This is a genomic window from Bergeyella zoohelcum ATCC 43767 (genome assembly GCF_000301075.1).
GTDB lineage: Bacteria > Bacteroidota > Bacteroidia > Flavobacteriales > Weeksellaceae > Bergeyella > Bergeyella zoohelcum.
Genome location: NZ_JH932293.1, coordinates 1,612,853 through 1,633,788, shown reverse-complemented (window position 1 = coordinate 1,633,788; position 20,936 = coordinate 1,612,853). Strand labels below are relative to the sequence as shown.

Annotated in this window: 20 protein-coding genes and 1 pseudogene; 18 read left to right on the top strand and 3 right to left on the bottom strand. The window is 35.9% G+C overall.

The features are described 5' to 3' along the window. Position 1: 1 nt before the first annotated feature. From HMPREF9699_RS07530 to HMPREF9699_RS11095, 15 genes and pseudogenes are all read left to right on the top strand, one after another. Positions 2 to 340 carry an ArsC/Spx/MgsR family protein gene (locus HMPREF9699_RS07530; RefSeq protein ID WP_002663788.1) on the top strand — a complete coding sequence of 113 codons (339 nt, stop codon included), beginning with the start codon at positions 2 to 4 and terminating at the stop codon, positions 338 to 340. Between the two features lie 11 nt (positions 341 to 351). Beyond that, the gene (locus HMPREF9699_RS07525) at positions 352 to 699 is read left to right on the top strand and encodes an arsenate reductase family protein (protein WP_002663785.1); all 348 of its coding nucleotides are present in this window, start codon (positions 352 to 354) and stop codon (positions 697 to 699) included. 62 nt (positions 700 to 761) lie between these two features. Next, positions 762 to 2,129, top strand: coding sequence for an oxygen-independent coproporphyrinogen III oxidase (gene hemN, locus HMPREF9699_RS07520; RefSeq protein ID WP_002663783.1), 1,368 nt, complete (start codon positions 762 to 764; stop codon positions 2,127 to 2,129). 6 nt (positions 2,130 to 2,135) lie between these two features. Next, a complete protein-coding gene (pnuC, locus tag HMPREF9699_RS07515; protein WP_002663782.1) occupies positions 2,136 to 2,795 on the top strand; it encodes a nicotinamide riboside transporter PnuC in 660 nt (219 codons plus the stop codon). A gap of 10 nt (positions 2,796 to 2,805) precedes the next feature. Then, positions 2,806 to 3,582: a diaminopimelate epimerase gene (gene dapF, locus HMPREF9699_RS07510; protein ID WP_002663781.1), complete on the top strand. Its 777-nt coding sequence runs from the start codon at positions 2,806 to 2,808 to the stop codon at positions 3,580 to 3,582. Between the two features lie 3 nt (positions 3,583 to 3,585). Then, positions 3,586 to 4,620 carry an endolytic transglycosylase MltG gene (gene mltG / locus HMPREF9699_RS07505; protein WP_002663777.1) on the top strand — a complete coding sequence of 345 codons (1,035 nt, stop codon included), beginning with the start codon at positions 3,586 to 3,588 and terminating at the stop codon, positions 4,618 to 4,620. A 46-nt stretch (positions 4,621 to 4,666) separates the two neighbouring features. After that, positions 4,667 to 5,239, top strand: a complete 573-nt coding sequence (locus HMPREF9699_RS07500) for an RNA polymerase sigma factor (RefSeq protein ID WP_002663776.1) — start codon at positions 4,667 to 4,669, stop codon at positions 5,237 to 5,239. A gap of 18 nt (positions 5,240 to 5,257) precedes the next feature. Continuing rightward, entirely contained in the window at positions 5,258 to 6,154 is an 897-nt protein-coding gene (locus HMPREF9699_RS07495) for an ABC transporter ATP-binding protein (RefSeq protein ID WP_002663774.1), read from the top strand. A gap of 2 nt (positions 6,155 to 6,156) precedes the next feature. Then, positions 6,157 to 6,990 (top strand): ABC transporter permease, encoded by an 834-nt coding sequence (locus tag HMPREF9699_RS07490; RefSeq protein ID WP_002663772.1) that lies wholly within the window; start codon positions 6,157 to 6,159, stop codon positions 6,988 to 6,990. A 15-nt stretch (positions 6,991 to 7,005) separates the two neighbouring features. Next, positions 7,006 to 7,452 (top strand): hypothetical protein, encoded by a 447-nt coding sequence (locus HMPREF9699_RS07485; RefSeq protein ID WP_002663770.1) that lies wholly within the window; start codon positions 7,006 to 7,008, stop codon positions 7,450 to 7,452. A 78-nt stretch (positions 7,453 to 7,530) separates the two neighbouring features. Beyond that, complete coding sequence (locus HMPREF9699_RS07480; RefSeq protein WP_002663769.1) at positions 7,531 to 9,690, top strand: M3 family metallopeptidase; 2,160 nt, start codon at positions 7,531 to 7,533, stop codon at positions 9,688 to 9,690. Between the two features lie 304 nt (positions 9,691 to 9,994). Then, positions 9,995 to 10,999 (top strand): pyruvate dehydrogenase (acetyl-transferring) E1 component subunit alpha, encoded by a 1,005-nt coding sequence (gene pdhA, locus HMPREF9699_RS07475; protein WP_002663768.1) that lies wholly within the window; start codon positions 9,995 to 9,997, stop codon positions 10,997 to 10,999. Between the two features lie 82 nt (positions 11,000 to 11,081). Next, on the top strand, positions 11,082 to 12,707 hold the full coding sequence (locus HMPREF9699_RS07470) for a pyruvate dehydrogenase complex dihydrolipoamide acetyltransferase (RefSeq protein WP_002663767.1): 1,626 nt from the start codon (positions 11,082 to 11,084) through the stop codon (positions 12,705 to 12,707). Positions 12,708 to 12,909: 202 nt separating this feature from the next. Continuing rightward, complete coding sequence (locus HMPREF9699_RS07465; RefSeq protein ID WP_002663766.1) at positions 12,910 to 14,175, top strand: ABC transporter permease; 1,266 nt, start codon at positions 12,910 to 12,912, stop codon at positions 14,173 to 14,175. 259 nt (positions 14,176 to 14,434) lie between these two features. After that, positions 14,435 to 14,612, top strand: a pseudogene (locus HMPREF9699_RS11095) (IS982 family transposase); the annotation flags it as partial. Between the two features lie 121 nt (positions 14,613 to 14,733). Here HMPREF9699_RS11095 and HMPREF9699_RS07460 read toward each other — a convergent pair. Beyond that, a complete protein-coding gene (locus HMPREF9699_RS07460; protein WP_002663765.1) occupies positions 14,734 to 15,768 on the bottom strand; it encodes a PLP-dependent cysteine synthase family protein in 1,035 nt (344 codons plus the stop codon). Between the two features lie 271 nt (positions 15,769 to 16,039). Between HMPREF9699_RS07460 and HMPREF9699_RS07455 the strand changes: the two genes are divergently transcribed. From HMPREF9699_RS07455 to HMPREF9699_RS11090, 3 genes are all read left to right on the top strand, one after another. Further along, positions 16,040 to 17,233 (top strand): pyridoxal phosphate-dependent aminotransferase, encoded by a 1,194-nt coding sequence (locus tag HMPREF9699_RS07455; RefSeq protein WP_002663763.1) that lies wholly within the window; start codon positions 16,040 to 16,042, stop codon positions 17,231 to 17,233. A gap of 261 nt (positions 17,234 to 17,494) precedes the next feature. Then, positions 17,495 to 18,190 carry an RsmE family RNA methyltransferase gene (locus HMPREF9699_RS07450; RefSeq protein ID WP_002663762.1) on the top strand — a complete coding sequence of 232 codons (696 nt, stop codon included), beginning with the start codon at positions 17,495 to 17,497 and terminating at the stop codon, positions 18,188 to 18,190. A gap of 478 nt (positions 18,191 to 18,668) precedes the next feature. After that, a protein-coding gene (locus HMPREF9699_RS11090; protein WP_155799884.1) for an IS1 family transposase occupies positions 18,669 to 19,351 on the top strand; the annotation gives its coding sequence in 2 pieces (ribosomal slippage) (positions 18,669 to 18,996 and positions 18,996 to 19,351; 684 coding nt in all). A gap of 109 nt (positions 19,352 to 19,460) precedes the next feature. Here HMPREF9699_RS11090 and HMPREF9699_RS07440 read toward each other — a convergent pair. Continuing rightward, positions 19,461 to 19,973: a helix-turn-helix domain-containing protein gene (locus HMPREF9699_RS07440; RefSeq protein WP_002663758.1), complete on the bottom strand. Its 513-nt coding sequence runs from the start codon at positions 19,971 to 19,973 to the stop codon at positions 19,461 to 19,463. A 237-nt stretch (positions 19,974 to 20,210) separates the two neighbouring features. Next, positions 20,211 to 20,897 (bottom strand): transporter, encoded by a 687-nt coding sequence (locus tag HMPREF9699_RS07435; RefSeq protein WP_002663756.1) that lies wholly within the window; start codon positions 20,895 to 20,897, stop codon positions 20,211 to 20,213. Positions 20,898 to 20,936: the final 39 nt, after the last annotated feature.

Here is a 20,936-nt window from a genome sequence, read left to right as displayed (position 1 = left end):
TATGCTAAGAATATATCATAATAATAGATGTTCAAAGTCGAGAGCTGCAAAAGAAGCATTGACGCTCTGTAATATGCCTTTTGAAACCGTGGAATATCTAAATACACCGCTTACCGCAGAACAAATCAAAACTTTGTTCGGAAAAATGAATGGAGTAACGGCACGAGATTTATGCCGCGAAAAACTTTCGGAAACCGCTACCGATGAAGAAATATTTCAGTTTCTTGCCGAAAACCCTAAGGCACTCCAAAGACCGATTGTAGAATATGGCGATAAGGCCATCATAGGAAGACCTACGGAATTGGTAGAAGATTTTTTAAAACAAATTTCAAACGAATAATTAAACATTTCATGGAAAAAACAGTTTTTTATCTTAAAACCTGTGGAACGAATAAAAAAATTATGGCTGAACTGAATTTGGAAGATTGGACACACAGAGAAATAAAATCTCAAGCCATTTCAGAAACAGAGCTGGAAACTATGCATCAGCTGGCAGGGAGTTATGATGCACTTTTCAGCAAACGCTCACAGGAAATAAAAAAACGAGCCATTGATGTGAAAAATCTCAGTGAAGAAGATAAAAAACAATTGATTTTATCCCATTATAGTTTTCTTAAACGCCCTGTTTTTGTAGATGGTAATACGATTTTTATCGGTTCCGATAAGAAAACTGTGGAAGCTGTAAGCAGTAGGCTATAAGCAATAGGCAGGAAGCAGAAAACTTTGCAAATTTCGAACTTCAAATCTCAAACTATTCTCCCATGTCTTTAATTAATAAGTACAATATTCCAGGTCCTAGATACACCTCTTATCCCACTGTGCCATTTTGGGATGAACAGCACTTTAGTACCCATGCATGGAAAAATACGGTTATTCGTTCGTTTCAGGAGAGTAATGCCACCGAAGGAATATCCATCTATATCCATTTACCATTTTGTGAGAGCCTTTGTACATTTTGTGCTTGTCATAAAAGAATTACCAAGCAGCATTCGGTGGAGTTACCTTATGTAGAAACGGTTCTGAAAGAATGGAAGCTGTATGTAGAAATGTTTCGTAACCATGGAGGTGAATTACCTAGAATAAAAGAATTACACCTTGGGGGGGGAACTCCTACTTTCTTTTCACCAGAAAATTTAGAATATTTACTCAAAGGCATTTTTGAGAGTGCCATCATCGCTGAGAATCCTGAATTTTCCTTTGAAGGACATCCTAATAATACTACGAAAAAACATTTACAGACGCTTTACAACTTGGGGTTCAGGAGATGTAGCTTTGGAGTACAAGATTATGACCCAAAAGTACAAAAAGCTATTAATAGAATTCAGCCTTTTGAGGCGGTAGAAAAAGTAACAGCATGGGCTAGAGCGATAGGCTATGAGAGTATTTCTCATGATTTGGTTTTTGGTTTACCTTTCCAGACATGGGAAACTATGGAGAAAACCATACACCGAACTTTGGAGCTTAAGCCAGATCGCCTAGCATTTTATTCCTATGCACATGTTCCGTGGATTAAAGGCGTAGGGCAAAGAGGTTTTGATGAAAACGATTTACCTTCGGGAGAAGAAAAAAGAAAACTGTATGAGAAAGGAAAAGAGCTTCTACAGGAGTTAGGATATTTTGAAGTAGGAATGGACCACTTTTCGTTAGAGCATGACTCCCTCTATCAGTCTATGAATAAAAAGACCATTCACCGAAATTTCATGGGGTACTCTTCTTCCAAAACGCAGATGATGATAGGACTTGGAATGAGTGCCATTTCAGATAGCTGGTATGCTTTTGCTCAGAATGAAAAAACCGTAGAAGAATATCAAAAAAGAGTAGAGGCTGGAGAAATACCTGTTTTTAAAGGACATATTTTAAATGATGAAGACCTTATCATTCGTCAGCATATCCTTAATATCATGTGTCATCTAGAAACCACTTGGGATGAGAATAATTTTCTTCCAGAAATGAAAAATGCCCTAATGCATTTAGAGGAAATGGAAAAAGATGGTTTGGTAAAGTTGACAGAAAATAGCATAAAAATTACGGAGGAAGGAAGGGCATTTACCCGAAATGTGGCTATGACTTTTGACCTTAGAATGCTGAGAAATAAGCCTGAAACTAGAATTTTTTCCATGACAATCTAACCGAAGATGCATTTCATAGAATACCTTATACAGCCGTATCAGTCTTATCAAACTTGGCAAATTGGGATAGAAATGATTGCGGCAATTTTTGGTTTGGTAAGCGTTTTGTTTTCCATTAAAAAGAAAATTTGGGTTTATCCTACCGGAATTATTTCTACCTTGCTCTATGTGTATATTTTGTACGCATTTGGACTGCTTGGGGATATGCTTATTAATGTGTATTATACCGTTATGAGTATTTATGGATGGCTACTTTGGTCTAAAAATCAAAACGAATATTATGAAGTAAGTGTAAAAAAAGCAACTTCTAAAGATTGGAAAATCGCTGCCGTTTTATTTGTTTTGAGTTCCATTTTTGTTGCTTTTGTGTATTATTACAAGCCAGTTTTAGAGCAATGGCAAACAGGAGTGCAGCAAGCAGTGGGACTTCATCATTTAGATTGGGCCAATTGGTTAGATGTTTTTACCACTTCTTTATTTTTAGTAGGAATGTGGTTTATGGCAAAAAGACGAATAGAAAACTGGATTTTCTGGATAATTGCAGATTTTATATCTGTCCCTATGTATATATATAAGGGGTTAGGAATTACTGCAATACAGTTTGTTATCTTTACCTATTTAGCCACTAGAGGATATTTAGTGTGGAGAAAAGCATTGGATAAATAATGTACAAATTATGCAAAAAGAAATTCATTTTTATAAATACCATGGTGCAGGTAATGATTTTGTAATGATTGATAATCGTGGTGGAAATCAAAGCTTAACTCGGGAAGAAATTTTTTCACTTTGTCACAGAAGATTTGGGATAGGTGCGGATGGGCTTATATTTATAGAACCCGATGAGGAACATGATTTTAAAATGAAATATTACAATGCTGATGGCAATGAAAGTACCATGTGCGGAAACGGAGGAAGGTGTATTGTAGCTTTTGCTAGAGACCTCGGAATGATAGAAAGATCGTGTACATTTGATGCCATAGATGGACTTCATGAAGCACAGATAGATGGGGAAATAGTGAACTTGAAAATGAAAGATGTTACAGCTATTGAGCATTTGGATAATGGATATTTCATAGATACAGGGTCGCCTCACCATATAGAATATCATGAAAACATTGAAAAACTCAATGTGTATGAATTGGGTAAAAAAATTCGTCATTCTCAGTGCTATGAACCCGCGGGGACTAATGTGAATTTTGTACAGAAAATAAAGGATGATGAGCTTTTTGTGAGAACTTTTGAAAGGGGGGTAGAAGATGAAACTTTGGCTTGTGGCACTGGAGCTACTGCGGCTGCCATTGCACTGATGTTAGAGAAAGATATTTCTAATGTAAAAGTAAAAGTAATGGGAGGAGATTTAGAAGTTTCGGCAAAAAAAGAACAAAATAATTTTGTAGATGTATGGCTGAAAGGCCCTGCGGTACAGGTTTTTAAAGGTAAAATAAGAATATAAAAAATGAAAAAAGGATGTACTATATTTATGGCTATCTTTCTACTTTTGGGAGGGATAGCGGTCTATTTTGGATATAGATTTTATGATGAAAATTATGCCAGTAATGTAGAAAATGAAAGTGTAGTGCTCATCCCGAGTAATGCCAATTTCCAGACGATACTAGATTCTGTTCAGGGGAAAGTGAAAAATATGGAAGCATTTTCCGCGGTGGCAAAATCTAAAAATTTAGACCAATTTTTCCATGCAGGGAGATATATTTTCAAAGAAGGAATGGGAAATGCAGACCTCGTAAACATGATGAAAGCAGGGAACCAAACGGAAGATACTTTTAGAATCATTGATTTTGGAAATGTGTACCAAATGGTGGGGAGAGTAGCCCGAAAAACAGAAGCAGACTCATTGCATTTCGTCAATGAACTGAACGCAATAGCTAAGCAAAAGGGATTAAAAGATGCGGAGGACTTGAAAAATTATTTCTTCATAGATACCTACCGTTTTTATTGGACAGTTTCGCCTAAGGATTTTTTTCAAAAATTTGAAAGCCAATATAATGAATTTTGGAACGAAGAGAGAAAAGCAAAAGAACAAAAATTGGGGCTTACCAGAAATCAAGTTTATGCACTTGCTTCCATTGTGTATAAAGAATCAGGAGGGAAACCTGATGAAATGAAGACCATTGCTGGGCTATATCTCAATAGATACCACAAAGGAATGAAGCTCCAGAGTGACCCCACAGTGATCTATGCCATCAATAAGGATACTAATTTTACTACACCTATAAAAAGAGTTTTATATAAACATCTCGCTCATGCCTCCCCTTACAATACTTACAGAAATGAGGGGATTCCACCTGGGCCTATTTGCGTTACCGATAAATCATCTGTAGATGCAGTACTTAATGCTGAAAAGCATGATTATATTTTTATGGCAGCAGATCCAGATAAGCTGGGGTATCACCGCTTTACCGCCAGTGATAAAGAACACGCCCAAAATGCCAAAGATTACCAAAAATGGCTGAACGAAAGGAATATTAAATAGTGATTATTTCCATTTTTTCTTTATCTTTAGAACATAAATTTCGGAAATGGAGAAGACAGCACTATTGGAGCTCATTGGTTTAGCATTAAAAAAAGATGCTAAATCTCAAACGAAATTGATTAATATTTATTGGCACGAAGTATATCATTTTGTGCTGAGAAAAATTCAAGATCCGCTTCTTGCTGATGAAATCACCGTAACGGTTTTTTCTAAAGTACTCAATAAACTACAGCTCTATGATGTCTCTTTTGAATTTAAAACTTGGGTGCTTACCATTGCCCAAAACACTATGATTGATTATTGGAGAAAACATCAAAAAGAACAAATAAATAGCCATTTAGACCTACAAAATGTAGAAAATAATCTCGCCGAATCTCCTGAAGAGCTCCTGATTTCTCAAGAAAATAGCCGTCATATTTTACAGACTTTGGAAATGATGGATGAGAAATACAAAGCAATTATTCATCTTCGTTTTTTTGAAGAAAAAAGTTTGAAAGAAATCGCAGAAGAACTCGGGCTATCGCTCCCCAATACCAAAGTGAGAATCATGAGAGCTAAAAAAATCCTCGCAGAGTTATTAATTAAAAACGGGGTGAATATACAATCTATTGATAAATAACCATCTAAATTTAATCCAATGGAAAAAGTTTTAGAAGTACATCAGTTGACTAAAAAATTTAAGCATACTACTGCGGTAAATAATATTTCTTTTTCTGTGGAAAAAGGAAATGTATATGGGCTTCTTGGGCCTAATGGTAGTGGAAAATCTACTACTTTTGGAATGCTTCTTACCACTATTAATCCTACATCGGGTTCTTGGAAATGGTTCGGAGAAGCGGGAACGAGTACCGATACTCTGAAAAAAATAGGAGCCATCATAGAACAGCCTAATTTTTATCCTTATCTCAGTGCAGAGAAAAATCTGAAAATAGTAGCAGAAATTAAACAAATATCTTATCACAGGATAGATGAAGTGCTTGATTTGGTAGGGCTTAAAGAAAGGAAGAAAGATAAGTTCAGTACTTATTCTCTGGGAATGAAGCAAAGACTTGCCATAGCATCGGCATTACTCAATGAACCTGAAGTTTTAATTTTGGACGAACCTACTAATGGACTTGACCCTGAGGGAATTATACAAATCAGGAATCTTATTGTATCCATTGCAAAAAGGGGCATTACCATTATTATTGCCAGTCATCTTTTAGATGAGATAGAGAGAATATGTAGTCATGTCATCGTACTGAAACAAGGGAATGCTATCTACAGCGGTAGAGTAGATGAAATGACAAGAAATCAGGCGTATTTTGAGCTGGAAAGCCATCAGATGGACGAATTATTATCAGCCTTACAGTCTCTATCTTATTTTGACGAAGTGAAAAAAGATGAAAATAGGGTAATTGCTACCATAGCTCATCCCATAGCACCTGCTGAGCTGAATAAACTGATGGTAGAAAAAGGTATTTATCTTTCACATCTCGTGTTGAAAAAACAATCACTTGAAAATCAATTTATTGAACTTGTTAAAAATCAGTAATTATGTTAAGATTACTCAAAATAGAAATGCTCAAAAATTTGAGTTATAAACCATTTAGAATTCTTACGGCATTGTATTTTATTGCATTAGGCTTTGTATTATTCATCGGTTTAGTGGACTTTGAAATTCAAGATTTTTTTAAACTTAACTTAAAAGAACAAGGAATTTATGATTTTCCTCAAATTTGGAATTTCGTTACTTATATCGTAAGTTTTTTTAAAATTTTTCTGGGAATGATTATCATTTTTTCGGTAACTCAGGAATTTTCTAATAGAATGTATAAACAAAATGTGATAGATGGGCTTTCTAAGAAAGAATTTATCGTATCTAAGGTGCTTACTATAGGCATTTTTACTTTTATTTCCGCTGTATTAGTGGGTGTGGTGGCTTTTATATTAGGGCTTTCTTATTCTCAGGAAAAAAATTCTGCATTGATATTTAAAGAGATTTTTTTCATCGGAAATTATGCTCTGGAGATGCTAGGTTTTTTTTCTATGCTATTGTTTTTAAGTGTTTTACTTAGGAAATCTATCTTCGTATTACTTACTTTATTTTTTTATTGGCTCATGGAAGGAATTTTAGGATTGGTAGAAAAATTCTTTTTCGGAGTGGGTATGGCAAAGACTGTAGAGACTCCTTTTTTAGTCACCAATCTTTTGCCATTAAACATCTTTGAGCAGCTTATCCCTAGCCCCATTACGAGGCTAAAAATGGCGAGTATTTTAGGAGAGCCACAGCCCATAGAGTATCCTTATATGGCAATGATAGTTACTATTGTATGGATTGTATTATTCATTATGGCTTCTTATTGGATTTTAAAGAAAAGAGATGTTTAATACATAATTTATCTTATGAATATTCATCATATTTTATTGATTTTACATCTTTTATCTGCTACCATTTGGGTAGGAGGACACCTTTTTCTATGGTTTGCTATTTTACCTAAAGCAGTATTTAAAGGGAATTTAGAAGTACTCAAAGATTTTAAAAATAGATACGAACCCGTAGGGATGCCTGCACTTATTATCTTGGTAATTACAGGGATTTATATGGCGTACAATTATGGGGTAAAGGTAGGGACTTGGTTCAGTTTTAGTTCACCCATTGAAAGGGTGGTGTCTATTAAAATTATCTTGCTCATTATCACTGTAATATGTGCTATCATTGCCGATAAAATTATTTTTCCAAACCTATCCAACAAAAACATTAAAATTGCAGCTTTGCTCATCAGTACCGTTACTTTTTCAGGAGTTACGATGGTGATTTTGGGAAGTTTTGTAAGATTCGGGGGATTGTAGAAAAGAAAAAATAATTTTTCTGTATTGAAAAAAAATATAATATTGCGAAAATTTTGAAAAAAAATAAAAAATAGAAACATGAATTTTAAAAACATTGCATCTACATTCTTACTGGCGGGATGGGCGTACAGTGCTATCTCTTGCTCCACAACTAATAATACTCAGAAAATGACAGAAGTATCCATAGCTATACCCCAACCTAAGGGAAATATTTTTTTGAAAAAGAGTCCCCTACAATATCAGGCTCCTGAATTTGATAAGATAAAAGATTCAGATTATCGCCCAGCTTTTGATTACGGGTTAAAAGTCCAAGAGGCAGAAATAGAGAAAATTATTAATAACCCTGATGCACCTACATTTGAAAATACCGTCCTTGCACTGGAACATAGTGGGGAGGTGCTTAATAGAGCCAGAACCGTTTTTTATAACCTTGTAGGTACCAATATTAATCCTGAATTACAAAAAATCCAAAAAGATTATTCTGCTGTTTTTGCGGCACATAGTGATAAGATTTATCTGAATGCAAAACTTTATGAAAAAATAAAAAAAGTAGCAGAACAAAAAGACAAAATAAAAGATGCGGAAAGCAAAAGATTGGTAGCCTATTATTTGGAACAGTTTGAATTAGCAGGAGCGAATCTTTCAGATGAAAAGAAAAGGGAAATGAAGAAAATTAATGCTGAGATGGCATCGCTTTCTACTGACTTTTCTACCAAACTTTTAGAAGCCAGAAAAAATAGCAGCCTCCTGATAGAAGATGTAAAAGAACTGGATGGACTTTCCGCAGATGAAATAGCCGCTGCTGCAGCCGCTGCGAAGAAAATGGGATACGATGGGAAATACCTGCTTACCATCTATAACACCACACAACAACCTATGATGCAGAGCCTTCATAATAGAAAAACAAGAGAAAAACTTTATAAGGCATCATGGTTCCGCTCTGAGAAAAATGATTCGGGAGATACCCAAGACATCATCATTAAGTTGGCGAAATTAAGACTCAAAAAAGCACAACTTTTAGGTAAAAAATCTTTTGCAGAGTGGAAACTGCAAGACCAAATGGCAAAAACTCCAGAGGAAGCACTCCAACTTCTTTCTCAGTTAGCGAAACCAGCTGTAGAAACTGCCCAACAAGAAGCAAAAGAAATTCAAAAACTGATAGACCAGCAAAATGGTGGGTTCAAAATAGAACCTTGGGATTGGAGTTATTATGCAGAGCAAGTGCGTAAAGCGAAATATGATTTAGACGAGAATGAACTAAAACCTTATTTTGAAGTAAATACCGTATTAGAAAAAGGCGTATTCTTTGCCGCAGAAAAATTCTTTGGTATCACTGCTAAAAAAAGAACTGATTTACCCGTTTATCACCCAGAGGTTTTGGTATATGAGATTTTTGACCATAATGGTAAATCCATGGCACTTTTCTATATTGATTTCTTCTCTAGAGAAAGCAAAAGAGGCGGAGCATGGATGAGTTCTTTTGTGAAACAAGCCCATAGTCTCGGTCAGAAACCTGTAGTGGTAAATGTACTTAACTATCAAAAGCCAGCCAACGGGAAGCCAGCACTCATCAGCTATGATGAAGTAACTACGCTGTTTCATGAATTTGGACATGGACTTCACGGTATGTTTGCCAACCAAAAATATGGAAGTCTTTCAGGGACGAGTGTTGCCAGAGATTTTGTGGAATTACCATCGCAAATGAATGAATTCTTCGCACTAGAACCTACGGTTCTGAAAAACTATGCCATCCACTATGAAACCAAGCAACCTATGCCACAGGTTTTGGTAGATAAGCTTAAAAAGTCTCTCACTTTTAATCAAGGTTTTTCTACTACAGAAGTGGTAGCAGCGGCTACCTTAGACATGGCTTGGCATTCTATCACAGATGAAAGTCAGATTAAATCTGTGCAAAATTTTGAAACCGAAACATTAAAGAAATACGGTGTGTATATGCCACAAATTCCTCCGAGGTACCATTCTCCATTTTTTGCTCATATTTGGGGCGGAGGCTATTCAGCGGGATATTATGCATATATGTGGAGTGATTTACTCTGTACCGATGCTTGGGATTGGGTACAAACCAATGGTGGAATGACGCGTGCCAATGGAGATAAATTCAGAAAGACAGTGCTTTCTACTGGAAATACGGTAGAGTTTAACCAAGCCTACCGAAATTTTACAGGTAGAAATCCTAATATTACGCCTTTATTAAGATTAAAAGGTTTTGTGAAATAATTGTCCAATACTGCCTTACTTAAAAGGCAGTATTTTTTTTATTCATTATTATTTGGATAATAGGCTCATAGCAAATAGCCCTCGTTTCTCATCTCTCATTTCTAATTCATCATTGTATTAGAAAACAAAGTTATTTAATTTGTATATTACTATTTTTAAATGAAAATTATTGTTCCTTTGGATGAATTAGCTAAAAAGTCCAAGAAGATTTCGTACTTTTGCATTAATTTTTCGGTCGGAAAGATATTGTGAATGCTCTTCTGACGAAAGATAAAAAGAATATTAATCAAAGAAAATAACGATAATGAAAGAGTTTTCCAAGGAGGTTTACCTCAAATGGTACCAGGATATGACCATGTGGAGAAGATTTGAGGACAAATGTCGTTCTCTTTATCTTAAACAGAAAATCAGAGGTTTTCTTCACCTTTACAACGGGCAAGAGGCAATACCAGCGGGTTTTGTACACGCAATGGATATGACCAAAGATTCTATGATTACGGCATATCGATGCCACATTCATCCGATGGCAATGGGTGTAGACCCTAGAAGAATCATGGCAGAGCTTTGTGGTAAAGCTACAGGAACTTCAGGTGGTATGGGAGGCTCTATGCACATCTTTAGTAAAGAACACCGTTTCTATGGTGGGCATGGTATTGTAGGAGGACAAATTCCTTTGGGAGCAGGAATTGCTTTTGCGGATAAATATTTTGATAGAAAAGCAGTAAATATCTGTTTCTTCGGAGATGGTGCTGCTAGACAGGGCTCTCTACATGAGACTTTTAACATGGCGATGAACTGGAAACTCCCTGTGGTTTTCGTAGTAGAAAATAACCAATATGCTATGGGAACTTCCGTGAAAAGAACAGCCAATCATGAGGATATTTATAAACTCGGTTTAGGGTACGAAATGCCATGTATGCCTGTAGATGCTATGGACCCTGAAAAAGTGGCAGAAGTAGCCTATGAAGCCATAGAAAGAGCAAGGAGAGGAGATGGTCCTACTTTCATTGAGGCGAGAACTTACCGATACAGAGGGCATTCCATGTCTGATGCAGAGCCTTACAGAACCAAAGAAGAAGTGGAAGAGTATAAGCAAGAAGACCCTATCCTGATTGTGAAAAAAAGAATCCTAGATAATAAATGGGCAACGGAAGAGGAATTAGAAAAAATGGATGATGAATCAAGAAATTTTGTGGAGGAATGCGTAGAGTTTATGGAAAACTCTCCTTTTCCAGATGCAGAAAAAATCTATGATTATGTATATGCACAAGAAGATTATCCTTTCCTTGATAAACTAGAAAATAATTAATTAGATAATTTTGAGAATTTGTAAAATAAAAGTTTTTTGGTTCTCATATCATCGTATTAACAAATTATCATATTAAAAAAATATGGCTGAAATCATTACAATGCCGCGTCTTTCTGATACTATGACAGAAGGTAAGGTGGCAAAATGGCATAAAAAAGTGGGCGATGCGGTAAATGAAGGAGATGTATTAGCAGAAATAGAAACCGATAAGGCCGTACAAGATTTTGAATCTGAAATAAAAGGAACGCTTTTGTACATCGGTACAGAAGAGGGAAACGCGGCTCCTGTAGATTCTATATTGGCTATTATTGGTCAGCAGGGAGAAGATATTTCTTCGCTCGTCAGTGGAAATAAAGGAGCATCTGCAAATATTTCTGAAGAACATAAAATCCAAAAAGAAGATACTGCGGTGGAAACTCAGCCTACCGTAGAGCAATCATCTGCAATGGAAATTCCTAAAGGAGTAGAAGTAGTAACCATGCCAAGGCTATCGGATACCATGACGGAAGGAAAAGTAGCCAAATGGCATAAAGCAGTGGGAGATACGGTAAAAGAAGGGGATTTACTCGCGGAGATAGAAACCGATAAGGCAGTCCAAGACTTTGAGTCTGAATTTAAGGGAACGCTTCTTTATCAAGGAGTTTCCGAAGGTGGAGCAGCACCAGTAGATTCTATTTTAGCCATCATAGGTGAGGCGGGGACAGATGTATCTGCCATCGTAACAGGTGGAGGAAAAGCAGTACAATCTAAGGAAGCTATTACAGAGCCACAAACCAAAAATGGCGAAAAAACATCTGCCACGCATAACTCACAACCAACGAATAATAATTCAGCGGGTAGAATATTCATTTCTCCTTTAGCAAAGAAAATAGCTCAGGAAAAAGGTATTGACATAAGTACTATTTCTGGAACAGGGGAGAATGGAAGAATTGTGAAGAGCGATGTGGAAAATTATCAGCCAAAAACAGTTGCTACTACGCCTACTGCTCAGCCAGCAACTCAGGTGGCAATGAACTTTATGGCAGGGGAAACCACCGAAACACAAAACTCTCAGATGAGAACCGTCATCGCCAAACGCCTATCTGAATCTAAATTCTCCGCTCCACACTATTATCTAATGGTGGAAATAGCTATGGATAAGGCTATGGAAGCCAGAAAGGAAATGAACAGTATTCCTGATACGAAGATTTCTTTTAATGACATGGTAATTAAAGCAGCGGCAATGGCACTGAGAAAACATCCGCAGGTAAACTCCTCTTGGGCAGGAGATAAGATTATTCACCATGGAAATATTAATATAGGAGTGGCAGTGGCCGTACCTGATGGATTAGTAGTTCCAGTACTCAAAAATGCAGATTTTATGTCTTACACGGATATTTCTGCCAATGTGAAAGATATGGCATCTAGAGCAAAAACAAAAGCACTTAAGGCCAATGAAATGGAAGGTTCTACTTTTTCTATTTCTAATTTAGGTATGTTCGGGATAGAAACTTTTACTTCTATTATTAATCAGCCTAATTCTGCTATTCTTTCTGTAGGTGCTATTGTGGAGAAACCTGTGGTAAAAGATGGACAAATAGTGGTAGGAAATACCATGAAGGTATCCATGGCTTGTGACCACAGAGTGATAGATGGTGCTACTGGAGCCCAATTTTTACAGACATTTAAAACTTATTTAGAGCAACCTCTGACGATGCTTTTGGGATAAATACGAGGAATAACTCAAATGATTTTAATAGAATATCGCTTCCTTCATAGTATTATGAAGGAAGTTTTTTATATCAAAAAGCGGATTTATCACACGAAAATTGTAACAACAAAGCTTATTTTTCTACTAATATGAGAAAGAAACACCGACCCCGTTAGGCGGTCGAATGTTAACAATTAACCATTGATAATTAACAATTAAAATGAAACTCTTTTCATACGATACTTGGCAGGAAATTTATCACTCCTTGCGAAACAATAAGCTCCGTACCTTCCTCACTATGATAGGCGTAGCATGGGGAATGTTTCTCTATGTAGCCCTCCTCGGAGCCGCCAAAGGAATGGAAAACGGATTCGACAAGCTCTTTTCTGGTTTTGCCACCAATAGCATCTTTCTTTGGGCTCAGAACACCAATATCCCCTACGCGGGATTTCCCAAAGGGCGTACTATGGAATTAAATTTAGAGGATATAGCCCTACTAGAAAGCAAAATCCCCGAGATAGACTATATCTCGCCTCAAAGTTCTAAGGGAAATTTTGGTACTCAGGGCGAACTCATGTCCAGAAACGGAAAGTCTGAAACCTATACCCTCAACGGTGATTTCCCGATAGGTAACAAAATCTCCGAAAAGAAATTAATCTTTGGAAGATACCTCAACGATGCCGATATCGCCCAAAGCAAAAATGTCATCGTGATAGGAGAGGAGATTTACAAAAACTTTTTCGACCACAAGAAAAATGAAAATCCCATAGGCAAGAGCATCAATGTAAAAGGGATGTATTTCAATGTTATTGGCGTTTTTAATATCAAACGATTTGGACCTATGGAGAGCAGTAGAGCCGCCTACATTCCCCTTTCTACCTATATGAAAATGTATAATCAGGGCAACAAGGTAGATGTATTCTCCATTGTGAGCCGTCCCGAGGCAGATTTGAGTGCAGTGGAGGAAAAAGTAAAAACCGAACTCAAAAACAAATACCATGTTTCGCCCGATGATTCCAATGCTTTTGGTAGTTTCAACCTCGGAAAAGAATTTGCCAAACTCACCGGATTTCTCAAAGGCATGCAGTTGCTCACCATTACCGTAGGCGTACTCACCATATTGGCGGGGGTCATTGCGATTTCCAACATCCTTTTGATTACCGTGAAAGAACGCACCAAAGAAATAGGCATCCGCCGAGCCTTGGGAGCCAAGCCGGCCGAAGTACGCAATCAGATTTTGCTAGAAAGTTTGGTCATTACCCTCAGCTCGGGGCTTATGGGCTTTATTATGGGGATGCTTCTGCTCATGGCATTAGACACCCTCACCGCCGGACAAACCGATTTTCCTTTCTACAATCCTACAGTGGACTATAGTAATGTCTTTATGGCAATGGGCGTAATGGTAGGGCTGGGGCTGGTGGTAGGAATGATTCCCGCCCAAAGAGCCGTAAAAATTCGTCCCATTGAAGCATTGAGGAGTGAGTAGGGGGATTTTAAACAAAAATTTAGTAAAACTCAAGTTTATCACCACATAGATACATAAGAATAATGTTCTATGTGGTTTTTCATTATAGTGGTTATCATAATCGTATTTGAAGCTTTTTATTAACTTGAGTTCGGGATAAGAAAAATAAAAAAATATTTGTAAAAAAGGTAATAATTTGTATATTTAAATATTTGATAATCATATATGTAAATTGAATTATTACCTATGAATTTGAGAGTTGAAAATTACAAGTGAACCAACCATCAATGATGAACTGAAAAACCTCTGTCAGATAGAACACAGTCGGCATAGGAGCGTCAATAATTTTATTATAAATATTCCTGGGAGCATTAACTGCGTATTGCTTTTTTCCCAAAAAACCGTCTCTCAATATTCAAAAAGTCAATGATGGTCAGTTATTTTTTGAATGTGCTTAAACCAAATTGAGATTAGTTATAAAAAAATCCCTCTTGGATTTTACCAAAAGGAATTTATATATTTATACTGGTTGGTGATATTAAATTAAAACTTGTGGAGTTACCATTGCTTTTACCAGAATTAAATAATGGTAGTCTTAAATAATTCTTCGTAGCTATGCACACAATTATTGGTAAAACCTTGTTCTGTCATCCATTCATCACTATATACCTTAGAGATATAGCGAGAACCATGATCAGGGTAGATGAGTACCACTATGTCATTTTCTGTCAAAGGGTTTTCCTGTGCATATTGTAAAAAACCTTGGGTTACTGCTCCTGTGGTATAGCCTCCCATGATGCCTTCTTTGAGGGCAACTTCTCTCGTTCTGTAGGCAGCATCTTCATCATTTACTCGGACGAAATGGTCTATTTTATCAAATAACAACGCTGATGGGATGAGATTTTTACCCATTCCTTCAATCTGATAAGGTCTTACTTCTTCCAGATGAATCTCTCCTGTCTCGTGATAGGTTTTTAAGATGGAGCCTAAAGCATCTACTCCGATAATTTTAATGTCTGGATTTTTTTCTTTTAGGTATTTGGCAGCTCCAGAAAGTGTACCTCCAGTTCCTGTACAGGCAAACACATGGGTTACTTTTCCTTCCGTTTGTTCCCAAATTTCAGGTCCAGTACTCATATAATGAGCTTCGGTGTTTAATTCATTGAAATATTGATTGATATAAATGGAGTTAGGCGTTTCTGCGGCTATTCTCTTTGCCACTTCGTAATAAGAACGAGGGTCGTCAGCAGGGACATTGGCAGGACACACGAAAACTTTAGCCCCCAATGCTTTTAGGTAAGCTATTTTTTCAGGTTTCGTCTTATCACTTACGGATAATATACACTGGTATCCTTTGATGATAGAAACCATGGCAATAGAAAAACCTGTGTTTCCACTAGTAGTTTCTACAATGGTAGCACCAGGTTTCAGTATTCCTTTCTTTTCCGCCGCTTCTATGATATGCAATGCGATTCTATCCTTAGTAGAATGCCCTGGGTTAAACGATTCTAATTTAGCAAAAACTTTTGCCGGTACATCTTTGGTAACAGTATTCAGCTTCACCATTGGTGTATTTCCAATGAGTTCAAGAACATTATTATAAACTGTACTCATTCCACTATATAATTTCTCTTAAAAAACACCGCAAAAGTACAAAAAATGTAAGACATACATTCACTAAATTTTAATTATCGTTATTTCTTAAGATTGTTTTTCTTTACCTTTCACTCTGAAAGTACTAATAATTAGCAGTTAATGAATTTGAATTGTGATATACATGGCTTTTACTCTTTACTCTTGATGGTTTATTTCGCTATATCTAAGTTGCTATTGGTTCCATAATTATCTTAAAAATCACTACCTTTGTGGGGTTAATATTTAAACTATGCCAGAAATTTCATTGCGTGCTAAGAAAATGCCCGCTTCTCCTGTAAGAAAACTCGTTCCTTTTGCTTTAAAAGCGAAGAGTAATGGAACTAAAGTGTACCATTTAAACATCGGACAGCCCGATATTCCCACTCCTAAAAATGCTTTGGAAGCGATAAAGAATGTAAACCTTGAAGTTTTAGAATATGCACTTTCTGAAGGCAATTTAGAATATAGAAATGCACTCAAAGATTATTACCATGGATTGGGTTTTACAGATTTAACTACGGATAATTTCATTGTAACCAATGGGGGGTCTGAGGCACTGAACTTTGCTATTTCTACATTGTGTGATGATGGTGATGAGGTGATTATCCCAGAGCCTTACTATGCAAATTACAATGGATTTACTAGTAATTTTAATGTAAATGTGGTGGCTATTCCTTCTACAATAGAAACGGGATTTGCATTGCCTCCGATGGAAGATTTTGAGAAAAAAATCACAGAAAAAACAAAGGCGATTATTATCTGTAACCCAGGAAATCCTACGGGCTATCTTTACTCTAAGGAAGAGTTAGAAAAACTGAGTCAGATTGCATTAAAACATGATATTGTCATCATTTCTGATGAAGTATATAGAGAATATGTTTATGGAGGCGAGAAGCAAACTTCTATGTTGGCTTTTCCTGAATTGGCAGAAAACTGTATTATCATTGATTCTGAATCCAAAAGATACTCTATGTGTGGGGTGAGAGTAGGCTGTATGATTACTCGCTCTAAGAAAATTCATGATGCGGCAATGCTTTTTGCTCAGGCAAGGCTAAGTCCAGTATTATTAGGACAAATAGCAGCTACGGCGGCACATCAAGATGATGAAGCGTACATCAGTGCGGTGCGTCAGGAGTATACAGAACGAAGAGATTTATTGGTAAGCTTACTGAATGAAATTCCAGGGGTAATTTGCCCTACACCGAAAGGTGCTTTTTACTGTGCAGTACAGCTTCCTGTAGATGATTCTGAGAAATTTGCACAATGGCTTTTAGAAGAGTTTAGCTATGAAAATGAAACGGTAATGCTGGCTCCTATGGGAGGTTTTTATAGTAACCCAGAGCTAGGTAAAAAGCAGGTAAGGATAGCTTATGTTCTTAAAAAAGAAGAACTTGCCAGAAGTGTAGAGTTGCTTAAAATTGCCCTAGAGCAGTACAATGGCTAATGGTACTTTTTTCGTACTCATTTTGTTTGATTTTTGTGTTAAAATCTATAAATGAGTTGATGAAGAATGTTGAATTGAATGAGTTTCATCGTTTGGGGTATTTTACTAAAGTACCAAAAAACTTTGGCAAAGTGTTTTGAAATGACATTAAGATTCAGAGGATTTAAGCAAAATTAAAAGTTAAGGCGAGTTTAATGATAGATATAGGGGTAAAGTATTTTTGCCCCTTATATTTTCTACTATTATCTAAAAAGATGAATCATGAAATTATTTTATGGTAGTATTTTTCCCAATGTGGCATTTCATCCTGATGAAGTACAGCATATTACAAAAGTATTGAGAATTAAAGAAGGAACAGTGTTGCATCTTACGGATGGACAAGGGAATAGTGTTCGTGGTGAGCTTACCATCCAAGGGAAAAAGGCAAATTTAGTGCATGTAGAACATTTACCTAAGCTTGATAAAAGTCCATTTCAGCTACATATTGCCATTGCTCCTACTAAAAATATAGATAGAATGGAATTTTTCTTGGAAAAAGCAGTGGAAATGGGGGTAGATGAAATTACATTTTTTCTTACGGATAATTCTGAACGAAAGAATATTAATCTGGAACGCTTAGAAAAACAAGCCATTGCCGCCTCTAAACAAAGTCTTAGAATGTATTTCCCGAAGATTAATCCACTTACTAAACTCTCGGATTTTATAAAAAATCATTCTGAAAATATTTTCGTTGCCCATTGTAATGAGCGGTTTGAAAGGGTATTGCTTACAGAATTTCATTTTAATGAAAAAAACACTTTTCTCGTTGGTCCCGAAGGAGATTTTAGCCCGAGGGAAATAGAAATGCTAAGTGAGAAAAATATTAAAGCAGTGAGTCTTGGCACCCAAAGATTGCGTACCGAGACGGCAGGAATTTTTCTTTCGGCATGGAATTATCAGAGAGGTTTCTCAAAATAATTGATAAGGCAATGACTTTCAGAGTAGAAATTAGAGGTTAGAAATTAGAAGTTAAAAGAAGTTAAAAATTGTACGATGTACAAAGTACAAAGACTTTTGGCTTATAACTTACTTTTTTCTTAGGAAAGGAGGAGAGGAGTTTCCTGTTTTTTGAGACTCCCTTTTTTTATGTAACCTAGATTCAACTTATAAAAATACCATCTGCCAGTGTTACTAACTTTGGCATAGTATGGCTTTAATTTGTATTAAAATCCCTTTTTTTCATTCAATTAATATAAGAAGCAAAATTCAAAGTAAAAACATTTATTAATATGAAGAAATTGAAAATAAAGTAGTTATATATAAATTAAAAAAATAAAATCTCTAAATCCCCCTCTCAAAAAGTCGTAGAATTACTACAATTTTGAAAATAATGGGTTAAAAGTAAATATTTTATTTTGGTATTGTTATTCTGATATATTTTATATAATTTAGCGTCATGAAATGTACCAGATGTGAATCGTTAAATAAGATTAAGGCAGGTTTTGTTGGAGGCAGACAGCGATATAAATGTAAAGACTGTGGCTATTTTTTCAGTGTTGAGAAGAAATCGGATGTGAAAACGCCAGAACAAAAGCGTCTTGCTTTGCAAATGTATTTGGAAGGATTAGGATTCCGAGCTATTGGAAGGATATTGAATATTAGCTACGGAACGGTTTATCGGTGGGTAAAGAAATGGGGAGAATCTGTGGAACTACCTCAGAATGAAGAACCTATTGAGATAGTGGAATTGGACGAGATTCACAGTTATGTACAGTCAAAAAAAACTACTGTTGGAGCTGGATTGCTATTGATAGACTTGGAAAAAAGTTCATCGGTTTTGTTTGTGGCAAACGAGACACAGAAACTTTCTTAGAGCTTTGGAAGAAATTGAAAAGCAGGGATATCAATGGTTTTTGTAGCGATTATTGGAAGAGTTATTCAGAGGTAATTCCAAGTGAAAAGCATATGGAATCCAAAGCAGAAACCTTTACAGTGGAGGGATATAATAGCAGAATAAGGCATTATTTGGCAAGATTTAAAAGAAAAGGAAAATGTTACTCGAAGTCAAAAACAATGTTAGAAAATTCCTTGAAGCTTTTATTTCTGAAGCTGAATAATCAATTAAATATAATAATTTAACAATGTCATTTCTTCTACTATCATATCTTTGTCCAGTACTACAAACAAGGTTTTAGGCTTTTATGTTTCACACCACAAAAATCATAATTCCTTGTTTGTTTTCAAAAAGTCAAGATAGACTTATCTCATAACTTTCAAAGCTACCATCATGATATAGGAGAATTACTCTTTTTATTTTTTTAAAAGTATTATTTTCAGAGCGTATAGTAATGTTTTCCGAGGGTGAATTTTTCTGTTCTACGGAAGAGTTCGTATTAGGAATTGCTCCGGATGATATTGGAGAAGCGATGGTCTTAGGTATTGAAGGGGGCGTTTCTGTTGAGTTTTCCTTTTCCCCATCGGTTACGAATGAGAATAAATCGGGTAGGGGAGTAGTTGTTTTTTCTATTTTTTTTTCTTCTTCTTTTGGAAGAAACATTTCTCCTTTTCCCTCTATCATCCAATCCCAAGATAAAAGCGGGAAAGCTTCTTTTACTTTTCTTAGAAAATCCAATGATGGCTTATTTCTTCCTGAAAGAATATGAGAGATGGAAGAACGCTGTACATCTACCTTTTCCGAAAATTCTGCATGAGAAAGTCCAGATTCTTCTATGATATTTTCTATGCGTGAATTGATGTTCATTGTAAAATGTTTTTACAAATGTAAAAATAATAAATAATAAATCTCATTACAATTGTAAAATAAATTAGATTACAATTGTAAATAAATATTAATCATTTTGAATATCAGTAAATTAAAGGTAAAAATATGAAAAAATATGGCTTTATAGATAATTTAAGAATATGTGAATATGAGGAAAAATCATTCCTAGATTAATGATTTTATCCTTTAAGCACTATCAAAAGATAAAATACAGATTCATCGTATTCTATAGCTTAGCCCTGCACCGAGGAATAGGGATTTGATTCCGAAATAAAAATCTCTATCTCCAAGGATGAAATCCACCTGAAAATCTCGGGTAATATCATAAGAAAAACCCAAATCTACATTATGTTCAGGAGATGTAGAACGGCTGTAATACACCAAATATTCGATGAAAAAAGACCATCTTTCGGTAGGCTGATACCCGAGTAAAAAGGAGTTATTCAGCACCTTAAATCCAGAAACGGTACCAAAATGATAATCTAAATTAATCTGAGGTGAAATTTCATTAGAAAACGCAATGAGTGCATCGGTAAACCATTTGTCTTCGGGACTATGTTTAGCATAGCCAAAAACAGCGATGGAAGGCATCCATTGATTCCCTTTCAGTAAGGATTGTTTTACACTAAAAGTAAACAAATCAGAAAAATTCCTTGCAGACAATAGGGAAGCTCTCAGTTCGGTACCCTCCCAAAGCCCATACCGCAGGGCGAGTTCATTTTCTATCGTAGTCTCTGTAAAACTCAAGCCATTTTCCACCTGAATTCCATTTTTGGGCAGAAAGTTCACTCCCTCCGTTTGGTCGGGCCTATCCGCTTCTATAAATTCTTTTTCTTGTGAATAGGATATGGAAGAAATGAGAGATGTACAAAGCACTAATCCCCATTTTCTCAGATGACTCATAGCAACTAATTAAAAATAGGTGTAAATGTAGTCTTTATT

What these genes read in the sequence shown, in the direction of transcription:
- HMPREF9699_RS07485 (WP_002663770.1), top strand. Translation starts at nt 7,006, where the DNA reads ATGAATATTCATCATATTTTATTGATTTTACATCTTTTATCTGCTACC.
- HMPREF9699_RS07465 (WP_002663766.1), top strand. Translation starts at nt 12,910, where the DNA reads ATGAAACTCTTTTCATACGATACTTGGCAGGAAATTTATCACTCCTTG.
- HMPREF9699_RS07480 (WP_002663769.1), top strand. Translation starts at nt 7,531, where the DNA reads ATGAATTTTAAAAACATTGCATCTACATTCTTACTGGCGGGATGGGCG.
- HMPREF9699_RS07450 (WP_002663762.1), top strand. Translation starts at nt 17,495, where the DNA reads ATGAAATTATTTTATGGTAGTATTTTTCCCAATGTGGCATTTCATCCT.
- HMPREF9699_RS07435 (WP_002663756.1), bottom strand. Translation starts at nt 20,897, where the DNA reads ATGAGTCATCTGAGAAAATGGGGATTAGTGCTTTGTACATCTCTCATT.
- HMPREF9699_RS07500 (WP_002663776.1), top strand. Translation starts at nt 4,667, where the DNA reads ATGGAGAAGACAGCACTATTGGAGCTCATTGGTTTAGCATTAAAAAAA.
- mltG (WP_002663777.1), top strand. Translation starts at nt 3,586, where the DNA reads ATGAAAAAAGGATGTACTATATTTATGGCTATCTTTCTACTTTTGGGA.
- pnuC (WP_002663782.1), top strand. Translation starts at nt 2,136, where the DNA reads ATGCATTTCATAGAATACCTTATACAGCCGTATCAGTCTTATCAAACT.
- HMPREF9699_RS07490 (WP_002663772.1), top strand. Translation starts at nt 6,157, where the DNA reads ATGTTAAGATTACTCAAAATAGAAATGCTCAAAAATTTGAGTTATAAA.
- HMPREF9699_RS07530 (WP_002663788.1), top strand. Translation starts at nt 2, where the DNA reads ATGCTAAGAATATATCATAATAATAGATGTTCAAAGTCGAGAGCTGCA.
- HMPREF9699_RS07495 (WP_002663774.1), top strand. Translation starts at nt 5,258, where the DNA reads ATGGAAAAAGTTTTAGAAGTACATCAGTTGACTAAAAAATTTAAGCAT.
- pdhA (WP_002663768.1), top strand. Translation starts at nt 9,995, where the DNA reads ATGAAAGAGTTTTCCAAGGAGGTTTACCTCAAATGGTACCAGGATATG.
- HMPREF9699_RS07460 (WP_002663765.1), bottom strand. Translation starts at nt 15,768, where the DNA reads ATGAGTACAGTTTATAATAATGTTCTTGAACTCATTGGAAATACACCA.
- dapF (WP_002663781.1), top strand. Translation starts at nt 2,806, where the DNA reads ATGCAAAAAGAAATTCATTTTTATAAATACCATGGTGCAGGTAATGAT.
- HMPREF9699_RS07440 (WP_002663758.1), bottom strand. Translation starts at nt 19,973, where the DNA reads ATGAACATCAATTCACGCATAGAAAATATCATAGAAGAATCTGGACTT.
- HMPREF9699_RS07470 (WP_002663767.1), top strand. Translation starts at nt 11,082, where the DNA reads ATGGCTGAAATCATTACAATGCCGCGTCTTTCTGATACTATGACAGAA.
- HMPREF9699_RS07525 (WP_002663785.1), top strand. Translation starts at nt 352, where the DNA reads ATGGAAAAAACAGTTTTTTATCTTAAAACCTGTGGAACGAATAAAAAA.
- HMPREF9699_RS07455 (WP_002663763.1), top strand. Translation starts at nt 16,040, where the DNA reads ATGCCAGAAATTTCATTGCGTGCTAAGAAAATGCCCGCTTCTCCTGTA.
- hemN (WP_002663783.1), top strand. Translation starts at nt 762, where the DNA reads ATGTCTTTAATTAATAAGTACAATATTCCAGGTCCTAGATACACCTCT.